Raw genomic sequence first — 19997 nt, forward strand, 5'->3', positions numbered from 1 at the left:
CGCGGATGGAGCCTGAGCCAGTCGCAGTGACCAGGTGGCTGGGACTGTTTATCAAAAACACAGCACTCTGCTAACTCGCAAGAGGACGTATAGGGTGTGACACCTGCCCGGTGCCGGAAGGTTAATTGATGGGGTTAGCCGTAAGGTGAAGCTCTTGATCGAAGCCCCGGTAAACGGCGGCCGTAACTATAACGGTCCTAAGGTAGCGAAATTCCTTGTCGGGTAAGTTCCGACCTGCACGAATGGTGTAACCATGGCCACGCTGTCTCCACCCGAGACTCAGTGAAATTGAAATCGCCGTGAAGATGCGGTGTACCCGCGGCTAGACGGAAAGACCCCGTGAACCTTTACTATAGCTTGGCACTGAACATTGACCCTACATGTGTAGGATAGGTGGGAGGCTGTGAAGCGGTGACGCCAGTTGCCGTGGAGCCATCCTTGAAATACCACCCTTGTATGTTTGATGTTCTAACTTGGTCCCCTTATCGGGGATGAGGACAGTGCCTGGTGGGTAGTTTGACTGGGGCGGTCTCCTCCCAAAGCGTAACGGAGGAGCACGAAGGTTGGCTAAGTACGGTCGGACATCGTACGGTTAGTGCAATGGCATAAGCCAGCTTAACTGCGAGACAGACACGTCGAGCAGGTGCGAAAGCAGGTCATAGTGATCCGGTGGTTCTGAATGGAAGGGCCATCGCTCAACGGATAAAAGGTACTCCGGGGATAACAGGCTGATACCGCCCAAGAGTTCATATCGACGGCGGTGTTTGGCACCTCGATGTCGGCTCATCACATCCTGGGGCTGAAGTCGGTCCCAAGGGTATGGCTGTTCGCCATTTAAAGTGGTACGCGAGCTGGGTTCAGAACGTCGTGAGACAGTTCGGTCCCTATCTGCCGTGGGCGTTGGATGATTGAGAGGGGCTGCTCCTAGTACGAGAGGACCGGAGTGGACGAACCTCTGGTGTTCGGGTTGTCACGCCAGTGGCACTGCCCGGTAGCTAAGTTCGGAATCGATAACCGCTGAAAGCATCTAAGCGGGAAGCGAGCCTCGAGATGAGTCATCCCCAGGTACTTGATACCTCTAAAGGGCCGTCCGAGACCAGGACGTTGATAGGCAGGGTGTGGAAGCGCTGTGAGGCGTGCAGCTAACCTGTACTAATGACCCGTGCGGCTTAACCATACAACACCCAAGAAGTGTGAGGCCTTGCAGGCTCAAGAGCACAACCTATTCATCGAAATAGTTTTTTCCGAATTACGATTTTATGCCTGGCGGCCATAGCGTTGTGGAACCACCTGACTCCATGCCGAACTCAGCAGTGAAACGCAACCGCGCCGATGATAGTGTGGCAGCTGCCATGTGAAAGTAGGTCACTGCCAGGCACCCAATTTTGCTGATATAGCTCAGTCGGTAGAGCGCACCCTTGGTAAGGGTGAGGTCCCCAGTTCAAATCCGGGTATCAGCACCAAAATTTGTTTGACTGCCATAGCGTTGTGGTACCACCTGATCCCTTGCCGAACTCAGAAGTGAAACGCAACCGCGCCGATGATAGTGTGGCAGCTGCCATGTGAAAGTAGGTCACAGTCAAACACTCTATTCGAAAAGCCCGATACTGATGTATCGGGCTTTTTTCGTTATGGCTGATAATTGGCTTGACCTTTACCCAAGGGGAAAGGTTATGGTTGAAACATGTTTAGTGTCTGCGGAGCCAGCCATGAATATCAGCAAGGTCGCCAGGTTAACCGGCCTGACTGCCAAAACCCTTCGCTATTATGAATCCATTGGTCTTATTCCTGAACCGGAACGGGCAGATAACGGTTATCGCAGTTATAACGACAGCCTGCTGCGTCGTATTCGTTTTATCAAAAATGCCCGGGAAGCCGGTTTTAACCTTGATGAGTGCCGGGAACTGTTGATACTGCATGATAATGAATGCAGAACCAGCGCAGAGGTAAAAGCGCTGACCTTGGCTAAAATCGCTGAACTTGAACAGCGGATTGCTCAGATGCAACAACTTCTGCAGGGTTTACGCTGTTTGGCTGATCAATGTCATGGAGATCAGCAACCAGAATGCCCTATCATGGAAGCACTGGATGGATACAAGGAAGTCCGTTCAATAGAAAAGTGATCCCGGTCACCTTTTAGCCTTCGTTTTTGACGCAAAATGCGCCATAAGTAGCATTTTATCTGCATGTTAACAAGGGGTTACATCTTGTGGCAGATCCAGACAACAACTGAAGCAACGATGTGAGCAGCAATGACTGATAAAAAAAGCAGAATTGACGTTAAAGACGTCACTCCCAAAAAACGTTCTCACCGACCAGCTGATGACGGTCATATTTATGTCAGGGCACAAACCGGTAAATGGCAGCGTGTGCGCAAGCAGATGGGCTGGCTGTTGATGCTGGTATTCCTGGTAGGACCCTGGATTCAGTGGAATGGCAGTCAGGCAATATTGCTGGATGTAGAGCAGCAGCGATTCCATATTTTTGGAACTACGCTATGGCCGCAGGATCTCACTCTGTTGGCGTTGCTGTTTATGATAGCTGCCTTCGGTTTGTTCTTTATGACTACTTTTCTTGGCCGGGTCTGGTGCGGTTATCTGTGTCCGCAAACGGTATGGACTTTTATCTTTATCTGGTTTGAAGAAAAGTTTGAAGGCAGCGCCAATAAACGTCGTCAGCTCGACAAGGCACCCTGGAGCTTTAACAAAATCTGGCGCAAGGCTGCCAAACACACTGGCTGGCTGGCAGTATCGCTGCTTACTGGTTTCACCTTTATTGCCTACTTTGTGCCGGCTCAGGAGCTGGCATGGGGGCTGCTCACCTTTTCCGCCAGCTTTTGGGTAGGATTCTGGGTGCTGTTCTTTGCTTTTTGTACCTATGGTAATGCGGGCTTTATGCGCACCATTATGTGTACTCATATGTGCCCGTATGCTCGTTTTCAGTCAGCCATGTTTGATAAAGACACCTTTATTGTCAGCTATGATGCTGAACGTGGCGAAAACCGGGGCCCGCGTCCACGCAAGAAGGATCCTAAAGAGCTGGGCCTGGGAGACTGCATTGATTGTGATATGTGTGTGCAGGTATGTCCGTCGGGTATCGATATTCGTGATGGCCTGCAATATGAATGTATCAACTGTGGTGCCTGTATCGATGCTTGTGATCAGACCATGGAGCGGATGGGCTATGAACCGGGTCTTATCAGCTACACCACAGAGCATAAGCTTAAGCATAAAGAAACTCATGTAGCCAGGCCCAAGCTGATTGGCTACGGCGTTGTTATGCTTATCATGCTTTCTGCCTTTGCGTTTATGGCTACCCGCATCATGCCCATGGGGCTGGAAGTGATTCGTGACCGAAATCAGCTTTACCGTGAAACGTCGGAAGGGCTGATTGAAAACACCTATACGCTCAAACTGCTCAACAAGACACTTGAGCCTGCTACTTATCAGCTTAGCGTGGAAGGCATGGACGAGATTGACTGGATTGGCCCGACTGAAGTCAGTATTGAAGGCGGTGAAGTGATGAGCCTGCCAGTCAGCCTGTCTGTTGACCCTTATCTGCTCGACGCACCGGTGAGAGACATTACCTTTGTGATGAGTCGCAAAAATGCTGATGAAAGTGACAGCAAATCATCTGTGCGCACCGAGAGTAAGTTCTTTAACGAGTTCTGATGATTTATGCATGCTAGAGTAAGCCGCAGCAGGTCTGCGGCTTTTTTTATGGGAGTATTATGGATTATTACCAACTGACCCCGGATGTAATAGATGAAGCGCTGGCGAGCGCAGGCATTTATGTGGATCGTGGCCTGATGGCACTGAACAGTTATGAAAATCGGGTTTATCGTTTTCAGTCGGAAAACGACGGTATTCTGGTGGCCAAGTTCTATCGGCCTGAACGCTGGAGCCGTGAGCAGATTGAGCAGGAACTCGACTTTGTTACTGCCGCTGCAGCGCAAGGTGTTCAGGTGGCAGAGCCGCTGCAACGGAATGGAGTGTGCCTGTTTGAGTTTGGTGGTCTTTTGTTTTCGGTATGGAAGTCGGTACCGGCCCGTGCCTTTGAACAGGATAGCCTGGATCAGCTGGAAGCCCTGGGAGAGCAGCTGGCTCGCCTGCATTTGGTGGGAGAAAGCCATTCCTTAAGCCTGCGGCCTGGTATCGCACCAGAGGCAGAGTTATCAAAAGCCTGCAACATACTGGAGCGGCATGCGGTGATTCCTGCTCGCCTTCAGCATCGCTTCTTTGATGCGCTGACGTCTCTTGGCCGCGGAATTATTGAGTATTATCAGCCCAAAGAGCTGACAGGGCTGCACGGTGACTGCCATGCCGGCAATTTGCTATGGAATAACGGCCCTTGGCTGCTGGATTTTGATGACTGCCGGCGTGGCCCGGCAGTGCAGGATTTATGGATGATGCTGAGTGGGGACAGACAAGAGCAATTGTTACAGCTTGACACCCTGCTCGCCGGTTATGAAACAGTACGTTCATTTAAATCTGCAGAACTTGCCCTGATAGAGCCGCTACGGGGGTTGCGTATGGTTAATTATATGGCCTGGCTGGCGTTACGCTGGAGCGACCCGGCATTTCCGGCAGCCTTTCCCTGGTTTAATACTGAAGAGTACTGGCAGCAGCAAATCACAGCTCTTAATGAACAAGCGGAAAGTCTCACGACCCCGCCATTATCCTTGACCTTGTGGGACTGATTACTTAACTTGAAGCTGTCTGACATAAACAGGACTACCTGATGAAAAAGTTGATTTTTGCCTTTATTGCCATGTTTTTTGTGCCCGTGACCCAGGCTGCTTCCGAATTTAAGGAAGGGGTCGAGTACACAGTGGTCAGTGAAATCGCCAGTAGTAAGCGGGAAGTGACAGAGTTTTTCTCTTATATCTGTCCTCACTGCTATAGTTTTCAGCCATTGATGCAGCAACTGGAAGAGCGGGTACCTGAAGCTGAAATAAATAAAGTACCAGTAGGCTTTCTCGGAAAGGAACTGGGACCGGTATTACAGCGTGCCTATGGAGCTGCCAAGCTGCTTAAGGTGGAAGATAAGCTGACTCCTGTGATGTTCGATCGTATTCATCGCCAGAAAAAAGTGCCCGGCTCCATCAATGATGTAAAAGAGGTATTCGTGGCCAATGGCGTAGATGCCAAGGATTTTGACGGTGTTATTAACAGCTTTGCCCTGAATGGCATGATTGCTAAATACGACCGGCAGACGGAACAGTTTAATATTCGAGGTACTCCCACCTTAATTGTGCGTGGCAAATACCAGCTGAATATGAGTGAGATTGGCTCGGAAGACAGGTTTTACCGGGTTGTTGAATATCTGCTCTCCGCTGACTGATACTGCCATCACTCAGTAACGGCGGCCGGTTATTACCGGCCGTTTTTGTACCAGAGGTTACTGACGAAGTCTTGTCAGTAACCGATCCATGGCACGATAGCCCAGCGCTTCCATAAGGTGTTCTCGACCAATATGGCTATCACCGGCCAAATCGGCAATGGTGCGGGCAACCCTGATGAGCTTATGCCATGCGCGAATAGACAGCTTCATGTGTTGCAGTGCCTGTTCCAGAAATTCTGCATCACTGGCCGCTAATGGGCACAGCTTGTCCAGTTCAGCGGCACTCAGGCGTGCATTGGGTTTGCCCGCTCTTTGCTGTTGCCGCTCTCGGGCCGCCAGCACGCGAGCTCGTACCTTGGCTGAGCGTTCTGACTTTTGCCGGGGCCGGCTCAGCTCTCCGGGTGGCAGCAGAGGGATCTCTACCGACAGATCAAAGCGATCAACAAAGGGGCCGGAGATTTTGCCGAGATAGCGCAAAATCTGCTCCGGTGAGCTGCGGCTCAGCCCGTCCTGATAATGGCCGCAGGGGCTGGGATTCATGGCACCAATCAACTGAAAACGAGCAGGAAAAGTGACACTGTGAGCAGCCCGGGAAATACTGATATTGCCGGTTTCCAATGGCTCGCGCAGCGCATCCAGCACCCGGCGTTCAAACTCGGTCAGCTCATCAAGAAACAGCACGCCATGGTGGGCCAGAGAGATCTCTCCCGGTTTTGGGTAACTGCCTCCGCCTACCAGGGCTGCAGCTGAAGAAGAATGATGAGGCTGACGAAACGGCCGCTGCCGCCAGCGTTCAGGATCCAGTGGCTGACCACTGATGGAGCGAACAGCGGCGGCTTCCAGCGCCTCGGTTTCTGTCATGGGGGGCAGTAAATCTGATAACCGGCTGGCAAGCATGCTTTTACCGGTGCCGGGTGGCCCCAAAAATAACAGGTTGTGCTCACCGGCGGCAGCAATTTCCAGCGCCCGTTTGCCTGTTTCCTGGCCGATCACATCACTTAAACAGGTATTGCCGGCATGTTCGGTACAGATAACCGGCTCGGGATGTACCAGCTCTCCCTCCTGCTGCAGCCAGGCGGTAATGTTAAGCAGATGCCCTGCCAGCAAAGCTGGGCATGGAGTAAGCAGGGCGGCTTCGGGACCGTTGGCTGCAGGAATGATCAGTCTTCTGTCACTGTCTCTGGCGGCCAGTACGGCAGGCAAGACACCCTTGATACCACGTAATTCACCGGTCAGTGCCAGTTCACCAAGAAATTCCAGACCATCGAGGGAAGAATCGGGAATTTGCTCCGAGGCCGCGAGAATGGCCATGGCGATAGGCAGATCAAAACGGCCACCATCCTTGGGCAGGTCTGCTGGTGCCAGATTAACGGTAATACGCCGGGCAGGGAACTCAAAGCCAGCATTAATCAGTGCACTGCGTACACGATCTCTGGCTTCCTTTACCGTGGTTTCCGGTAAGCCCACTATGTTGAAAGCCGGCAAACCATTGGCCAAATGAGCTTCAACCGTAACCAGTGGTGCGGATACTCCCAAACTGGCCCGTGCAAACACAACCGCAAGAGACATGGCAAATTCCTTGGTTTTATATTTTGCCTTTGAATTAATGTATGGTTTTTTAAACTGGTTATGACGAAGCTTTAATCAGCATTTTTTGTGATCCTTATTCAATAAAGTCTTGTGTAGTGTAGAACACTATGCTAGTTCTATAGGCCTAACGCGCCGAGAGCCTCGGCAAGCAGCAATTATTTTAGGTTGGTTTTATGAATTCCATCGTGCGTTTTGTCAGCATTATTGTGGTCCTAGTGGTGATTATTAAATCTCCGCTCGGGGCACTGTGGACTGACGAAAGCCGATAACCGGCCAGCAGAAAACACAAACCCTCGAGCAAGCTCGGGGGTTTTTTTTTATAAAAACTTTGGCAGCAACCAGTAATACAGGGACAGAAAATCACATGAATGGCTCACAGTACATTGTCCAGGCACTGAAACAACAAGGGGTAACCCAGATCTTCGGCTATCCCGGCGGGGCCATCATGCCGCTCTATGATGCCCTCTATGACGGCGGCGTGGAGCATCTGCTGTGCCGGCATGAGCAGGCCGCCGCCCTGGGCGCTGTGGGCTATGCCAGAGCCAGTGGTCAGGTAGGTGTGTGCATGGCCACCTCCGGTCCCGGCGCCACCAACCTGATCACCGGTCTGGCCGACGCCATGCTTGACTCCATTCCGGTAGTAGCCATTACCGGTCAGGTGCCCATGGCGGCGATCGGTACTGATGCCTTTCAGGAAGTGGATGTGCTGGGCATGTCACTGTCCTGCACCAAACATTCCTATCTGGTGGAAAACGTGGAAGATCTGGGCGATATCATCGCCGAAGCCTTTGAAGTGGCCCGTTCCGGCCGGCCAGGTCCGGTATTGATTGATGTGCCCAAAAACGTACAAGTTGCCCTGGTTGAGCCGCGTCCCACCATACCCTGCACCACAGCCCCCAACGCTCTTGATGAGGCTGCGCTGACCAAAGCCAGGGCCATGCTGGCCGAAGCACGCCAGCCGGTCCTTTACGTTGGTGGTGGCGTTGGCATGGGACATGCCGAGGCAGAATTACGTGCTTTTGCCGAGCAAAGCGGTATTCCGGCGGTAACCACCCTAAAGGGAATTGGCACGCTGAATCCCGACCACGAGCAGTTTTTGGGCATGCTGGGCATGCACGGAACAAAAGCAGCCAATCTGGCTGTTCAGCAGAGTGATCTGCTGATTGTAGTCGGTGCCCGTTTTGATGACAGAGTGACCGGTAAGCTGGATGCCTTTGCGGTTAACGCCAAGGTGATTCATCTGGATAAAGACGCCGCCGAGTTCGGCAAGGTGCGTCAGGCTCAGGTGGGTATCAACGCCGAGCTGAAAGAAGTACTGCCGCTGCTTACCGGTGAGCGCCTGGCCATCGATCCCTGGCGCGAACACTGCAAGGCACTCAAGGCCGAGCATCAGTGGCGTTACGATCATCCGGGTGAGGCTATCTATGCGCCGCTCATGCTCAAGCAACTGAGTGATGCCCTGGAAGACACCGCCATGGTCAGCTGTGACGTGGGTCAGCACCAGATGTGGGTGGCTCAGCACATGCGCTTTACCAGCCCGCGCAACCACCTCAGCAGTGCCGGCCTGGGCACCATGGGTTTTGGCCTGCCTGCGGCCATCGGTGCCAAGCTGGCCCGCCCCGGGCACGAGTCGGTACTGGTGTCCGGCGACGGCTCCTTCATGATGAACGTGCAGGAGCTGGGCACCCTCAAGCGTGCTCAGCTGCCGGTAAAAATGGTGCTGCTCGACAACCAGCGCCTGGGCATGGTGCGCCAGTGGCAGGAGTTGTTCTTTGACGGCCGCTTCAGTGAAACCATTCTCACCGACAACCCGGATTTTGTGGCCATGGCTGCCGCCTTTGGCATTCCGGGCGAAACCATAACCCGCAAGGAGCAGGTGCAGCCCGCTATCGCGCGCATGCTGCAGGCCGACACTGCCTATCTGTTACATGTGCGGATTTCAGAGGAAGAGAACGTCTGGCCCCTGGTGCCGCCGGGCGTTGCCAACGATCAGATGATGGAGAAAAAAGCATGAACCAGCATAATTTGCAGATAGAAGCCCAGTTTCGTCCGGAAGTGCTTGAGCGGGTACTGCGCATGACCCGCCACCGCGGCTTTCGGGTGGACGACATGGAAATGTCCACCTCCGCCGATTGTCAAAGCCTGAGCATCAGGGTTACTGTCAGCAGTGAGCGTCCTATTCAGCTGCTGAGCAACCAGCTTGAAAAGCTGATGAACGTGACCCGTGTAGAAGCATTCTGCATGGAGCAACCGCTGAAACAAACGGCCTGAGGAAAACAATAATGTCTACCGCCAACTATATCTGGTTCAACGGCAAGATGGTGCCCTGGGATCAAGCCCAGGTGCATGTGATGACCCATGCTCTGCACTATGGTTCGTCAGTGTTTGAAGGCATTCGCGCTTACAACACGCCCAGGGGGCCGGCGATTTTCCGGCTGGAAGAACATGTGCAGCGGCTGTTCGACTCCGCCAAAATTTATCGCATGAAAGTCCCTTATACCAAAGCGGAGCTGATGGATGCCTGCCGGGCAGCGGTAGCCGACAATGATCTCGACAGCGCCTATCTGCGCCCGCTGGTGTTTATCGGCAACGTAGGCATGGGGCTGAATGCTCCCAAGGACGTGCCCTGTGATGTGATCATTGCCGCCATTCCCTGGGGTGCCTATCTGGGTGAAGAAGGGCTGGAAAACGGCGTGGACGTGTGCGTGACCTCATGGAACCGGTTGGCCCCCAATACCATGCCCACCGGTGCCAAGGCGGGGGGCAACTATCTGTCGTCCCAGCTGATTTCCGGTGAAGCCAAGCGCCACGGCTACAGCGAAGGTATTTCCCTCGACGTACACGGCCACCTCAGTGAAGGTGCCGGAGAAAACCTCTTCCTTATCAAAAACGGTGTGCTCTACACGCCGCCGGTCACCGCCTGCATACTGCCGGGCATTACCCGTGATACCCTGATGACCCTGGCGCGGGAAGCGGGCTACGAAGTGCGGGAAGAAGCCATCGCCCGGGAAGCCCTCTATCTGGCCGACGAAATGTTCATGACCGGCACCGCCGCCGAGGTGACCCCGGTGCGCAGCGTGGACGGCATCACTCTGGGAGAAGGCAAACGCGGCCCGATCACCAAAGAACTGCAGCAAGCGTTTTTTGGCCTGTTCGACGGCAGCACCCAGGACAAATGGGGCTGGCTCACCCCGGTAAAAGACTAATTTAACGTATCGAGAGGGGGCGTCGAGCCCCGCTGTTCTCACGCAATATCAGGAGTAAATGGAATGCCAAGGTATCGTTCAGCCACCACCACCCACGGCCGCAACATGGCCGGCGCCCGCGCCCTGTGGCGCGCCACCGGCATGACCGAAGACGATTTCGGCAAGCCGATTATCGCCGTGGTGAACTCCTTCACCCAGTTTGTGCCCGGCCATGTGCACCTCAAGGACATGGGTCAGCTGGTGGCCCGGGAAATTGAAGCCGCCGGCGGTGTGGCCAAGGAGTTCAACACCATAGCGGTGGATGACGGTATCGCCATGGGTCATGGCGGCATGCTGTATTCCCTGCCCAGCCGGGAGCTGATTGCCGATTCGGTGGAATATATGGTGAATGCCCACTGCGCCGATGCCATGGTGTGTATCTCCAACTGTGACAAGATTACTCCCGGCATGCTGATGGCCGCTCTGCGGATCAATATTCCGGTGATCTTTGTCTCTGGTGGCCCCATGGAAGCGGGCAAGACCAAGCTGTCCGATCAGCTGATTAAGCTGGATCTGGTGGACGCCATGATTCAGGGGGCCGATCCCACCGTTTCTGACGACCAGAGTGAACAGGTTGAACGCAGCGCCTGCCCTACCTGTGGTTCCTGCTCCGGCATGTTTACCGCCAATTCCATGAACTGCCTGACCGAAGCGCTGGGTCTGTCTCAGCCCGGTAACGGCTCCCTGCTGGCCACTCACGCCGATCGTGAGCAGCTGTTCAAGACCGCCGGTCACCGCATTGTGGAGCTGACCAAGCGTTATTACGAAGGTGACGACGCCAGCGTGCTGCCGCGCAATATCGCCACCAAGGCCGCGTTTGAAAACGCCATGGTGCTGGATATCGCCATGGGTGGCTCCACCAATACTGTGCTGCATCTGCTGGCCGCTGCTCAGGAAGCGGAAACAGACTTCACCATGGACGATATCGACGCCCTGTCGCGCAAGGTACCTCAGCTGTGCAAGGTAGCCCCGTCCACTCAGAAGTATCACATGGAAGACGTGCACCGTGCCGGCGGTGTGATGGGCATTCTGGCCGAGCTGGCCCGTGCCGGCCTGCTCAACACCAATGTGAATACCGTGCTGGGCATGACCCTGGCGGAGCAGCTGGCCGAATACGACATCATGGTGACCGGTAATGAAGCGGTGAAAACCATGTTCCGTGCTGGCCCGGCAGGCATTCGTACCACCAAGGCCTTCAGCCAGGACTGCCGCTGGGACACCCTGGATGATGACCGTACCGAGGGCTGTATTCGTAGTTTTGAGAACGCCTACAGCCAGGAAGGCGGTCTCGCCGTGCTGGCCGGCAACCTGGCCATTGACGGCTGTATCGTCAAAACCGCCGGCGTGGCCGACGACAACCTCACCTTCCGTGGTCCGGCCCGGGTGTATGAAAGCCAGGACACCGCTGTGGCCGGCATTCTCGGCGGCGAAGTGAAGGCCGGTGAGGTGGTGGTGATTCGCTACGAAGGTCCTAAAGGCGGCCCGGGCATGCAGGAAATGCTGTATCCCACCACCTACCTCAAGTCCATGGGACTGGGTACTCAGTGCGCTCTGATCACCGATGGTCGTTTCTCCGGCGGTACTTCCGGTCTGTCCATCGGTCACGTTTCTCCGGAAGCAGCCAACGGCGGCACCATCGGTCTGGTGCAGACCGGCGATATTATCGAGATCGACATTCCGGCCCGCAAAATCGAGCTGGCGGTATCCGGGCAGGAGCTGGCGGCCCGCCGCGAAGCCATGGATGCCAAGGGTGAACAGGCCTGGCGTCCGGTAGATCGTGAGCGGGAAGTCTCTTTTGCCCTGCGCGCTTATGCGTCGCTGGCTACCAGCGCCGACAAGGGCGCGGTGCGTGATCGCAGCAAACTGGGAGGCTGATCCATGGCACAACCGGCATTGAAAGAAGAGAAAGGCACGCCCCGTTCGGCTACCGAGTATCTGCGTCGCATTCTGTTATCGCCGGTGTATGAGGCTGCCCGGGTAACACCATTGACCCCGCTCAAAAAGATTTCCGAGCGGCTGGGGCACCCGGTGTCGCTCAAACGGGAAGACATGCAGCCGGTGCATTCTTTCAAGTTGCGGGGTGCCTACAACAAAATTGCCGGGCTTACCCCCGAGCAGCAGCAGCACGGCGTTATTGCCGCCTCTGCCGGCAACCACGCTCAGGGTGTGGCACTGTCGGCGGCCAAGCTGGGCATTGATGCCACCATCGTCATGCCCACCGTCACCCCCGACATCAAGGTGGAGTCGGTGCGCCGCTTTGGCGGCAAGGTAGTGCTGCACGGCAACAACTTCGACGAAGCCTATGCCCGTTGTCTGGAGCTGATGCAGGAAACCGGTGCCACCCTGATACCGCCCTTTGATGACGAAGACGTGATTGCCGGTCAGGGCACAGTGGGCCGGGAGCTGCTGGAGCAGGATACCCGCCTGACCCATGTGTTTGTGCCCGTGGGCGGCGGCGGCCTGGCCGCCGGCGTGGCGGTATACATCAAGCAGTTGCTGCCCCAGGTTAAGGTGATAGGGGTGGAAGCCGAGGGCTCCGCCTGTCTCAAGGCGGCGCTCAACGCCGGTGACATCGTCACTCTCGACCGGGTCAGCCTGTTTGCCGACGGCGTGGCGGTAAAGCGCATTGGCACTGAGACCTTTCGCCTGTGCCGGGAATTTCTGGATGGTGTCATCACGGTTACGACCGACGAGATCTGTGCTGCCCTTAAGGATATCTTTGAAGATACCCGCGCTATTGCCGAGCCTTCCGGTGCATTGTCTTTGGCAGGTCTGAAGAAATACAGCCAGGCCGGGGATTATTCTCATGCCCGTATGGCGGCGGTACTGAGTGGTGCCAACGTCAACTTCCATTCCCTGCGTTATGTGTCCGAGCGATGTGAGCTGGGAGAAAAGCGGGAAGGAGTGCTGGCAGTGACGATTCCGGAGCGCAAAGGCTCGTTTCTGGCGTTCTGCGAGGTGCTCGGCAACCGCATGGTGACCGAGTTCAACTACCGTTACTCTTCCGACGACAAGGCAGCATTGCTGGTGTCGGTGCGGCTGTCCGACGGCGATCGGGAGCTGGCGCAGATCATGGCGGAGCTTGAGCAGGCCGGTTATCCGGTGGCCAATATGACCGACAATGATCTGGCCAAGTCTCATGTTCGCTATATGGTCGGTGGCCGTACGCCCAAGCCGCTGCAGGAGCGGCTGTACAGCTTTCGTTTCCCTGAGCAGCCCGGTGCCCTGATGCGCTTTTTGCACACCCTTGGCACTCGCTGGAACATCAGCCTGTTCCATTATCGTAACCATGGTGCCGAGTTTGGCCGGGTGCTGTGCGGCTTTGAATTGCCCGACAGCGACATGGCATCTTTTGAGCAGCATCTGGCGGAGCTGGGTTACACCTGGTACGACGTAACTCAAGATCCCGCCTATCGCTTTTTTCTGGCCAGCTGACAGGCTGAGGCTCTGTTTTAATGCCGGGGTTTTCCCGGCATTTTTGTTTGTCTGCCTGCTTTTTTTACATTTTACTAACAATGAGGTTTTCTGTTGAAACCCTCATAACCTTTAATACAAAACTGTTTACAATTATTTATTGACCAGTTTTCGTTCAGCTGTTTTAATCGCGCCGTCTCTGTTTTCTTCCCTTTTGGTACAGGAGTGTCTTTCGTGGCGCTGTTGTCTTCTCTGCTGGCCGCCATCGGCCAGATATATTTTATAAACAACCGCCTTGCCGGTGCGCTGATAGTGGCGGGTGTGCTCTGGGTGTCTCCCTGGATGGCCGCCACCATGATGCTGGCGACCCTGGCTGCCACTTTGCTGGCGCTGGTTTGTAAGTGGGAGCCGGACGCCTGGCGCGACGGCTTGTTTGGCTTTAACGCCGCCCTGGTGGGGCTGGCCTTTGGCCTGTTTGCCGAGCACACGTCGTTCTGGCTGATGATGTCAGCACTGGGTGGCATGGTTTCAGCCTGGCTGTATTACCGGCTGCGCCGGCTGGCCGCCATTCCCTGGTATACGCTGCCGTTTAACCTGGTGGTACTGCCCTGGCTGTATTTTGTGGGGCAGCGGGTGGCCGATGAAGTACCGCAGGGCTACAACTTTTCACTGTCGGCTATTGGCCAGGTGATCTTTCTGCCAGATACGGTGCCGGCGGTATTAATTTGTGTCGCTCTGTTACTGGTTGGCATAGAGATGCTGGGCTGGGCCTTTGTGGGTGCCATGGTGTCCAGTGGTGCAGCACTGCTGTTGCTGGTGAACCCGGACTATATCAACTTTGGCCTTACCGGTTATAACGGTGTACTGGCCGCCATTGCCATGTTCTGGGGTGGCCACAAACAAATTTGGATGCTGCTGGCACCGGTTCTGGCCGGGTTGATGACCGCCGTCATGCTCAAGCTTGGCCTGCCCATGCTGACCATGCCTTTTGTGCTCAGCTGCTGGCTGTGCCTGGCATTGCAGAAAGGCCTGTGTTATTACCGGTGCGCAAATTCCACAAACAGGGAGAAGGTATGAAACTGGGATTTATCGGCATTGGTCTGATGGGCAACCCCATGACTCAGCGGCTGCTGGCTGCCGGCCATGATGTCACTGTATGGAACCGCAGTGCTGACAAGCTGACCGAGGTGGCCGCCGCCGGTGCCAACGTGGCTGCCAGCATTGGTGAGCTGACCGAGCGGGTAGATGTAGTGATGTTGTGTCTGGCCAATACTGCTGTGGTGGAAGCCGTGGTGTTTGGCGAGGGCGGCGTGGCTGAGCATGGCCGGGCCGGCCAGCTGCTGGTGGACTTTTCCAGCTCCGATCCCGAGGCCACCAAAGACTATGCCAGGCGGTTGCAAGACGCCTGCGGCATGAGCTGGGTTGACTCACCGGTGTCCGGCGGCGTGGCCGGTGCCGAGGCAGGCACCCTGGCCATCATGTGTGGCGGCGAAGAAGCTGATATTGAGCACATTCGCCCGGTGCTGGCACCGCTGTCCCAGCGGGTAACCCGTATGGGCGGCGTGGGTGCCGGCCAGGTCACCAAGGTGTGCAACCAGATGATAGTGGGCTGTAACCTGATGGTGCTGGCAGAAATGATGGCGCTGGCCAAGGCCTGCGGCGTTGATGCCGAGCAGATCCCCACTGCCCTGGCCGGTGGTTTTGCCGACTCCAAACCCATGCAGATTACCGGCCCCCTGATGGCGGAAGAGTCCGATCCTGATCCCAAGTGGCATGTGCGCACTTTGCTTAAAGATCTGGATATGGCAGTAGCTCAAAGCCTGCGCGCCGGCAGTGCTACCCCCATGTCCGGGCTGGCCGCCCAGCTGATGCGCCAGCACGGCAGCAAGGGCTTTCTGGAGCGGGATCCGGCGACCCTGATCAAGCTGTATAAAGACGTCTGATCCGCAATGTGAAGCAACAGCAGGGTTGCCTCCACCGACACGCTGCATTGAATGCCACTCATTAAAAAAGCCTGCTGCGAACATATTCAATGTTCGGTCAGGCTTTTTTACTTCGTCACGGTGAGCAAGCTCACCCCATGGGCGTTCGTCAAATGCCGTCCTTGGCATTTGACGGTCGGTTCCGGCAAACCCTGCTGCTGCTTCCTGAAATATCGGTTCCGTTAGCTGGTCACTGATAGACAATTCAGTTCGTGATCAGGAGGGCAAAGGGTGTCTGCTTCGTCGTGCCCTCTGCGCCACGGATGGTGCAGCGGAGCCCCTATGGATGGGTTCACGGCGTGCCGAAGAAGCAGTGCCCTTTGCCCGACGAAAGTGCACGATCAAAAAAGAGGAGCCGAAGCTCCTCTTTTTGCGTTTATGGCTGTGGCTCAGGCCGTGCCCAGGGCCAGACTGTGTTTGTAGTAGTCATTGGCCTGGGTCAGATCCTTGCGCTTTTCTGCCAGCTCAGCCAGCAGTATATAGTCCTGTGCATCGGGCTTTTGTGCCACTGCCTGCTGCAGGTGCGGCTCGGCCTGTTCATCTTTACCGGCCTTGATATAAAGGCGGCCAAGGGCGGAATGCAGCTCAGGCAGGTTTTCCTTTTTGGCTTTCTTTTCCAGCGCGGCAAGCAGCGGGTGATAGTCGCTAAGTTGCAGATGAGTCGCGCACAGCAGCAGGCCGGCATCGGTTTTCTTGTCGAGACCTTCCAGCAGCAGCTGCTGAGCTTCCTTGTGGGCCTTGAGGCTGATAAGCCGGTTACACAGGGGCAGCAGCAGCTCAGGATTGTATTTGTCTTTACGTGGCAGTGCCTGCCACACCTTGATAAGGCCATTGCTGCCTTCATCGTGAGCGGCCTGATCAAAACGGCCCAGCCAGGACTGATGACGCAACGCTTCTTTTTCTTCTGCGTCAATCAGGTTCTTGTTGGCCAGAGCATCCAGAATACCGAGCAGGGACTGCCACTGGCCGGTAGCCACATATACATCTTTTTGCAGTTTGAGCAGCGCCGGCTGCTGACCATAAGTGCTTTCCAGCTCCTGCACACCGGCCAGGGCCTGCTCAAACTCTCCCTGCTGATATTGCAGCCGGGCCTGAGTAATGCCCACCGCCAGGCCGGCAGCGGGGTGCTGCTCGCGGGCCTGTTGCAGATAGTCATCGCGCTTTTGGTCATTACCCTGAGCCTGAGCAGCACTGGCTGCATTCAGGTAGTTAAGCAGCGCCAGCTCGTTGCCCTTGGTACCTTTTAGCAGCATTTTTTCAGCATTGGCGTAATCTTCCGCCACCAGTGCCTGCATGCCGCTCTGGGTATAGTTCAGGGCCTTGCGGCGGCGGCGGCCCATAAACCAGCCCTTGGTGCGGTGGCTGATGCCAAAAATACGGCCCAGCAGCCATTCAATAAACAGCAGCAGCACATAAAACAGCACTGCCGCCACCAAAAATACGGTGACGGTGGTTTCAATGGTGTAATGGCCCAGGCTGAACAGTACATAACCCTGCTTGCCCATAAAGGCAGGACCATAGATCAAGCCGGCCGCCAGAAAGGCAACAATAACAGCAAGACGTATCATAAGTCCTCCTTAAAGGCCGGTGAGCAGGCGTTGCAGCCGGTCATCCAGCAGCTGCTGCAGACGCTCCTGAGCGGCAAACTGCTCGGGGTAATCTACGCTTATCTGCTGGCCCTTGAGCTGGCCAATCTGCTCCAGCATAAACTGGCGCACGCTGTCGTCGGCAAAATAGTCGGTCAGCCACTGCTCGGACTGGGCCAGAGCACTGTCGTAAATTTCCTGCTGCTCGCGATAGACTGCCAGCTGCGCCTGCAGCAACTTGCCCTTGAGGTTTTCACTCAGATACCAGTGCTGCTGAGGAGAGAGCAGGGCTTCCACATTACCGTCACGGCGGCGGACGGTAACAAAGTTTTCGCTGAAGCTGGCCCAGCTCTTTTTCAGGTTTTCCTGCCAGTCATCTACAGACTCTGACAGCGTCAGATCGGGCTCTTCGGCCCGCGCCATAATAATGCCGGCCAGCTTGAGCTTGTCGACCTGATCGTTAATGCTGTTCAGCTTGATGACCAGACCTTCGCGATCGACTTTTTTCACTGATTTGATGCTGGCAATATCATCGGCCAGTGCTTTTCGTATCGGTACCAGAGTGGGATCATTGACAGCGGCCAGGCGCTCGTCGGCATTGGCCAGCATCATGGCAGCAGACACGGCGTCCTGTTCCAGCCACAGTTTGCGGCCGGCCATGCGCACCAGATATTCGGCTTCTGCCAGTATCCAGTCATTGGGGCGCTTGGTATCCAGATCCAGCACCTTGCGGGACAGGCCTTCTACCTGCTCGGTAACGCTGCTCTGAGCACGTTCAATTTCATTCAGGGCTGAGCTCTGCTGGCTTTTCAGTGAGCTGATGGTGGCTTGTTGCTCGGCCAGGCGACTTTCCATGGCAGCCAGCTGTGCGGCCTGGTTTTCACCCTGCTGATGACCGTGCCAGTAAAGGCCGCCGGTCAGTACTACTGCCAGCACGATGGCAACGGTGGCCAGACCTTTACCCGATGAAGGCTGTTTTTCTTTGGCCGCTTGCTCCGCCTGGGTGTTGCCGGACTGCCCGGTCTGAGTGGTGTCTTCGTGGTTGGACTCGGCAGAGGAGGACGCCGGTGTGGTATCAGCGACCAGTTTGTCGTCCTGTTGCTCTTGTTTTTTGTCAGTCATTCCTTTTCCTCTCATCCAAGTGCGCCGATCAACGCCGTGTTGGATGCACCTTTTGCATTGATGATGTGGGTAAAGCCCAATTGTTTCGCCTGCTCAACCACGCGAATGCTGGGCACTATCAATATGCGGCTCAGCAGCCAGTTTTTTGCAGTGTGCTCAGCAAGCATAAACAGATGCTGTAGCAGGCCACCACTGGTGATGATAATACTGTCCACGCCCTGCTGCTGCCAGCGTTGCACCAGAGTTCCGTCAGTGTCCTGGCGATAACAGCGGCGATACACTTCACAATAGCTGACCTGTGCCCCCCGTGCTGCCAGAGCAGGGGCCATCATGTGGCGACCGCCATCGCCGCGCAGGATCAGGACTCGGCAGCCATCGGGATGCTGCAGCTCGGGCAGACTTATCATCCCTTCCGAACGCGGATCGTCGGGCACCAGCGCATTGGTTATACCTGCGGCAGCAAACGCCCTACCGGTAGCATCACCCACAGCCACATAGGTGACGTCAGGCCAGCCCGAACTCTGACTTTTCAGTGCATTATCAGCGAAATTAACCGCTTGTACGCTGACCGCTATCACATAATCCTTGCTGCCAAGCTCGCTAAGCAACGCCGGCACCCGGCTCAGTTCAGCACCGGATTCAAAGGTCAGCAGCGGGGTGGCCACAGGCTGATGGCCGGCCCGGCGCAGTGCCTCGCACAAGCTGTGGTTTTGCGGCTCGGGCCGGACCACCAGCGGGATCACGACGAATAGACCTCGGCCAGAATTTGGTCAGCACCGGCGGCCAGCAAACGTTTGGCAAGCTCGGCACCCAGAGTCCGGCCCTGTTCGGCGGGGCCGCGAATCTCATCATAGAGTACTTTGGTACCATCGGGGCGGCCGACCAGACCCCGCAGCCAGAGCTGATCGCCTTCCAGCAGGGCATAAGAGCCGATAGGCACCTGACAACCCCCTTGCAGGCCATGGTTCATGGCTCGCTCTGCTTCTACCCGCAGCTGAGTGTCGCGGTCATTGAGCGGTGCCAGCAGCTCCAGCAACTCGGCATCGTCCAGGCGGCACTCGATGCCGACGGCACCCTGACCGTTGGCAGGCAGGCTGTCTTCCGGGCTCAGCAAGCCGGCAATACGGTCGTCCAGTTCCAGTCGCTTGAGGCCGGCTGCTGCCAGAATAATGGCATCATACTCGCCGTCATCCAGCTTACGCAGCCGGGTCTGCACGTTGCCGCGCAGGGTTTTTACTTCCAGGTGCGGATAGCGGGCGCGGATCTGGCACTCCCGGCGCAGACTGGCGGTGCCCACAACGGCACCGGCAGGCAGCTCAGCCAGGGTTTGATAATGGTTGGACACAAAGGCATCCCGCGGATCTTCGCGTTCGCAAATCACCGTCAGACCCAGCCCTTCGGGAAACTCCACCGGTACGTCTTTCATGGAGTGCACGGCAATATCGGCCCGGCCATCGAGCATGGCCTGCTCCAGCTCCTTGATAAAGAGCCCCTTGCCGCCAATTTTGGACAGCGGAGTATCGAGCAGCACATCTCCTTTGGTAGTCATGGGGACCAGTTCAACGGTGACGTCGCTGTGCAGTGATTCCAGGCGTTCCTTTACATAATGAGCCTGCCACAAAGCCAACAGGCTTTTACGGGTGGCGATACGAATGATGCGATTAGCCATAAAACTCTCGTTGTTTGTGAGTATTGCGCCCGATGTTATCACTGTT

16 protein-coding genes, 1 tRNA gene and 3 rRNA genes (1 of these 20 running past the window's edge) are annotated in these 19997 nt (G+C 55.8%); 15 read left to right on the plus strand and 5 right to left on the minus strand.

Annotated features, from left to right (window positions below):
- The 8 genes from N2M06_RS00380 to N2M06_RS00415 all read left to right on the plus strand — a co-directional run.
- Nucleotides 1-1177, plus strand: a 23S ribosomal RNA gene (locus N2M06_RS00380) (it extends 1711 nt beyond the left edge of the window).
- An 85-nt stretch (nt 1178-1262) separates the two neighbouring features.
- Nucleotides 1263-1377 (plus strand): 5S ribosomal RNA (gene rrf / locus N2M06_RS00385).
- Nucleotides 1378-1387: 10 nt separating this feature from the next.
- Nucleotides 1388-1463 (plus strand) — tRNA-Thr (locus tag N2M06_RS00390).
- 7 nt (nt 1464-1470) lie between these two features.
- A 5S ribosomal RNA gene (rrf, locus tag N2M06_RS00395) occupies nt 1471-1585 on the plus strand.
- Between the two features lie 124 nt (nt 1586-1709).
- Nucleotides 1710-2123: a Cu(I)-responsive transcriptional regulator gene (cueR, locus tag N2M06_RS00400; protein ID WP_019934627.1), complete on the plus strand. Its 414-nt coding sequence runs from the start codon at nt 1710-1712 to the stop codon at nt 2121-2123.
- A gap of 129 nt (nt 2124-2252) precedes the next feature.
- A complete protein-coding gene (gene ccoG / locus N2M06_RS00405; protein WP_019934628.1) occupies nt 2253-3671 on the plus strand; it encodes a cytochrome c oxidase accessory protein CcoG in 1419 nt (472 codons plus the stop codon).
- A 59-nt stretch (nt 3672-3730) separates the two neighbouring features.
- Nucleotides 3731-4699, plus strand: a complete 969-nt coding sequence (locus N2M06_RS00410) for a serine/threonine protein kinase (RefSeq protein WP_346351273.1) — start codon at nt 3731-3733, stop codon at nt 4697-4699.
- A 41-nt stretch (nt 4700-4740) separates the two neighbouring features.
- Nucleotides 4741-5343: a thiol:disulfide interchange protein DsbA/DsbL gene (locus tag N2M06_RS00415; RefSeq protein WP_019934630.1), complete on the plus strand. Its 603-nt coding sequence runs from the start codon at nt 4741-4743 to the stop codon at nt 5341-5343.
- Between the two features lie 57 nt (nt 5344-5400).
- On the opposite strand, the gene N2M06_RS00420 is transcribed toward N2M06_RS00415, so the two are convergent.
- A complete protein-coding gene (locus N2M06_RS00420; protein ID WP_317074093.1) occupies nt 5401-6912 on the minus strand; it encodes a YifB family Mg chelatase-like AAA ATPase in 1512 nt (503 codons plus the stop codon).
- A 385-nt stretch (nt 6913-7297) separates the two neighbouring features.
- On the opposite strand from N2M06_RS00420, the gene ilvG reads away from it, so the two are divergent.
- The 7 genes from ilvG to N2M06_RS00455 all read left to right on the plus strand — a co-directional run bounded on the left by ilvG (nt 7298) and on the right by N2M06_RS00455 (nt 15535).
- Nucleotides 7298-8947 carry an acetolactate synthase 2 catalytic subunit gene (gene ilvG / locus N2M06_RS00425; protein WP_019934632.1) on the plus strand — a complete coding sequence of 550 codons (1650 nt, stop codon included), beginning with the start codon at nt 7298-7300 and terminating at the stop codon, nt 8945-8947.
- Entirely contained in the window at nt 8944-9204 is a 261-nt protein-coding gene (gene ilvM / locus N2M06_RS00430; protein WP_346351274.1) for an acetolactate synthase 2 small subunit, read from the plus strand. The genes ilvG and ilvM overlap by 4 nt, the downstream gene beginning before the upstream one ends.
- An 11-nt stretch (nt 9205-9215) precedes the next feature.
- Nucleotides 9216-10139, plus strand: coding sequence for a branched-chain amino acid transaminase (locus N2M06_RS00435; protein ID WP_346351275.1), 924 nt, complete (start codon nt 9216-9218; stop codon nt 10137-10139).
- Between the two features lie 63 nt (nt 10140-10202).
- Nucleotides 10203-12053 (plus strand): dihydroxy-acid dehydratase, encoded by a 1851-nt coding sequence (gene ilvD / locus N2M06_RS00440; RefSeq protein WP_346351276.1) that lies wholly within the window; start codon nt 10203-10205, stop codon nt 12051-12053.
- Nucleotides 12054-12056: 3 nt separating this feature from the next.
- Nucleotides 12057-13613 (plus strand): threonine ammonia-lyase, biosynthetic, encoded by a 1557-nt coding sequence (gene ilvA / locus N2M06_RS00445; protein WP_019934636.1) that lies wholly within the window; start codon nt 12057-12059, stop codon nt 13611-13613.
- 213 nt (nt 13614-13826) lie between these two features.
- Complete coding sequence (locus tag N2M06_RS00450) at nt 13827-14669, plus strand: urea transporter (RefSeq protein ID WP_346351277.1); 843 nt, start codon at nt 13827-13829, stop codon at nt 14667-14669.
- Nucleotides 14666-15535 carry an NAD(P)-dependent oxidoreductase gene (locus tag N2M06_RS00455; protein ID WP_317074088.1) on the plus strand — a complete coding sequence of 290 codons (870 nt, stop codon included), beginning with the start codon at nt 14666-14668 and terminating at the stop codon, nt 15533-15535. Before N2M06_RS00450 ends, N2M06_RS00455 begins: the two co-directional genes overlap by 4 nt.
- A gap of 428 nt (nt 15536-15963) precedes the next feature.
- Here N2M06_RS00455 and N2M06_RS00460 read toward each other — a convergent pair whose 3' ends face one another.
- The 4 genes from N2M06_RS00460 to hemC are packed head-to-tail and all read right to left on the minus strand — an operon-like array spanning nt 15964 to nt 19951.
- Nucleotides 15964-17142, minus strand: coding sequence for a heme biosynthesis HemY N-terminal domain-containing protein (locus N2M06_RS00460; RefSeq protein ID WP_346351278.1), 1179 nt, complete (start codon nt 17140-17142; stop codon nt 15964-15966).
- Nucleotides 17143-17151: 9 nt separating this feature from the next.
- Nucleotides 17152-18282 carry a uroporphyrinogen-III C-methyltransferase gene (locus N2M06_RS00465; RefSeq protein WP_346351279.1) on the minus strand — a complete coding sequence of 377 codons (1131 nt, stop codon included), beginning with the start codon at nt 18280-18282 and terminating at the stop codon, nt 17152-17154.
- A gap of 11 nt (nt 18283-18293) precedes the next feature.
- On the minus strand, nt 18294-19025 hold the full coding sequence (locus N2M06_RS00470; RefSeq protein ID WP_346351280.1) for a uroporphyrinogen-III synthase: 732 nt from the start codon (nt 19023-19025) through the stop codon (nt 18294-18296).
- Nucleotides 19022-19951: a hydroxymethylbilane synthase gene (gene hemC, locus N2M06_RS00475; RefSeq protein WP_019934642.1), complete on the minus strand. Its 930-nt coding sequence runs from the start codon at nt 19949-19951 to the stop codon at nt 19022-19024. The genes N2M06_RS00470 and hemC overlap by 4 nt, the downstream gene beginning before the upstream one ends.
- Between the last annotated feature and the right edge of the window lie 46 nt (nt 19952-19997).

It is taken from the genome of Oceanimonas sp. AH20CE76 (assembly GCF_039654065.1).
GTDB classification, from domain to species: Bacteria; Pseudomonadota; Gammaproteobacteria; order Enterobacterales; family Aeromonadaceae; genus Oceanimonas; species Oceanimonas smirnovii.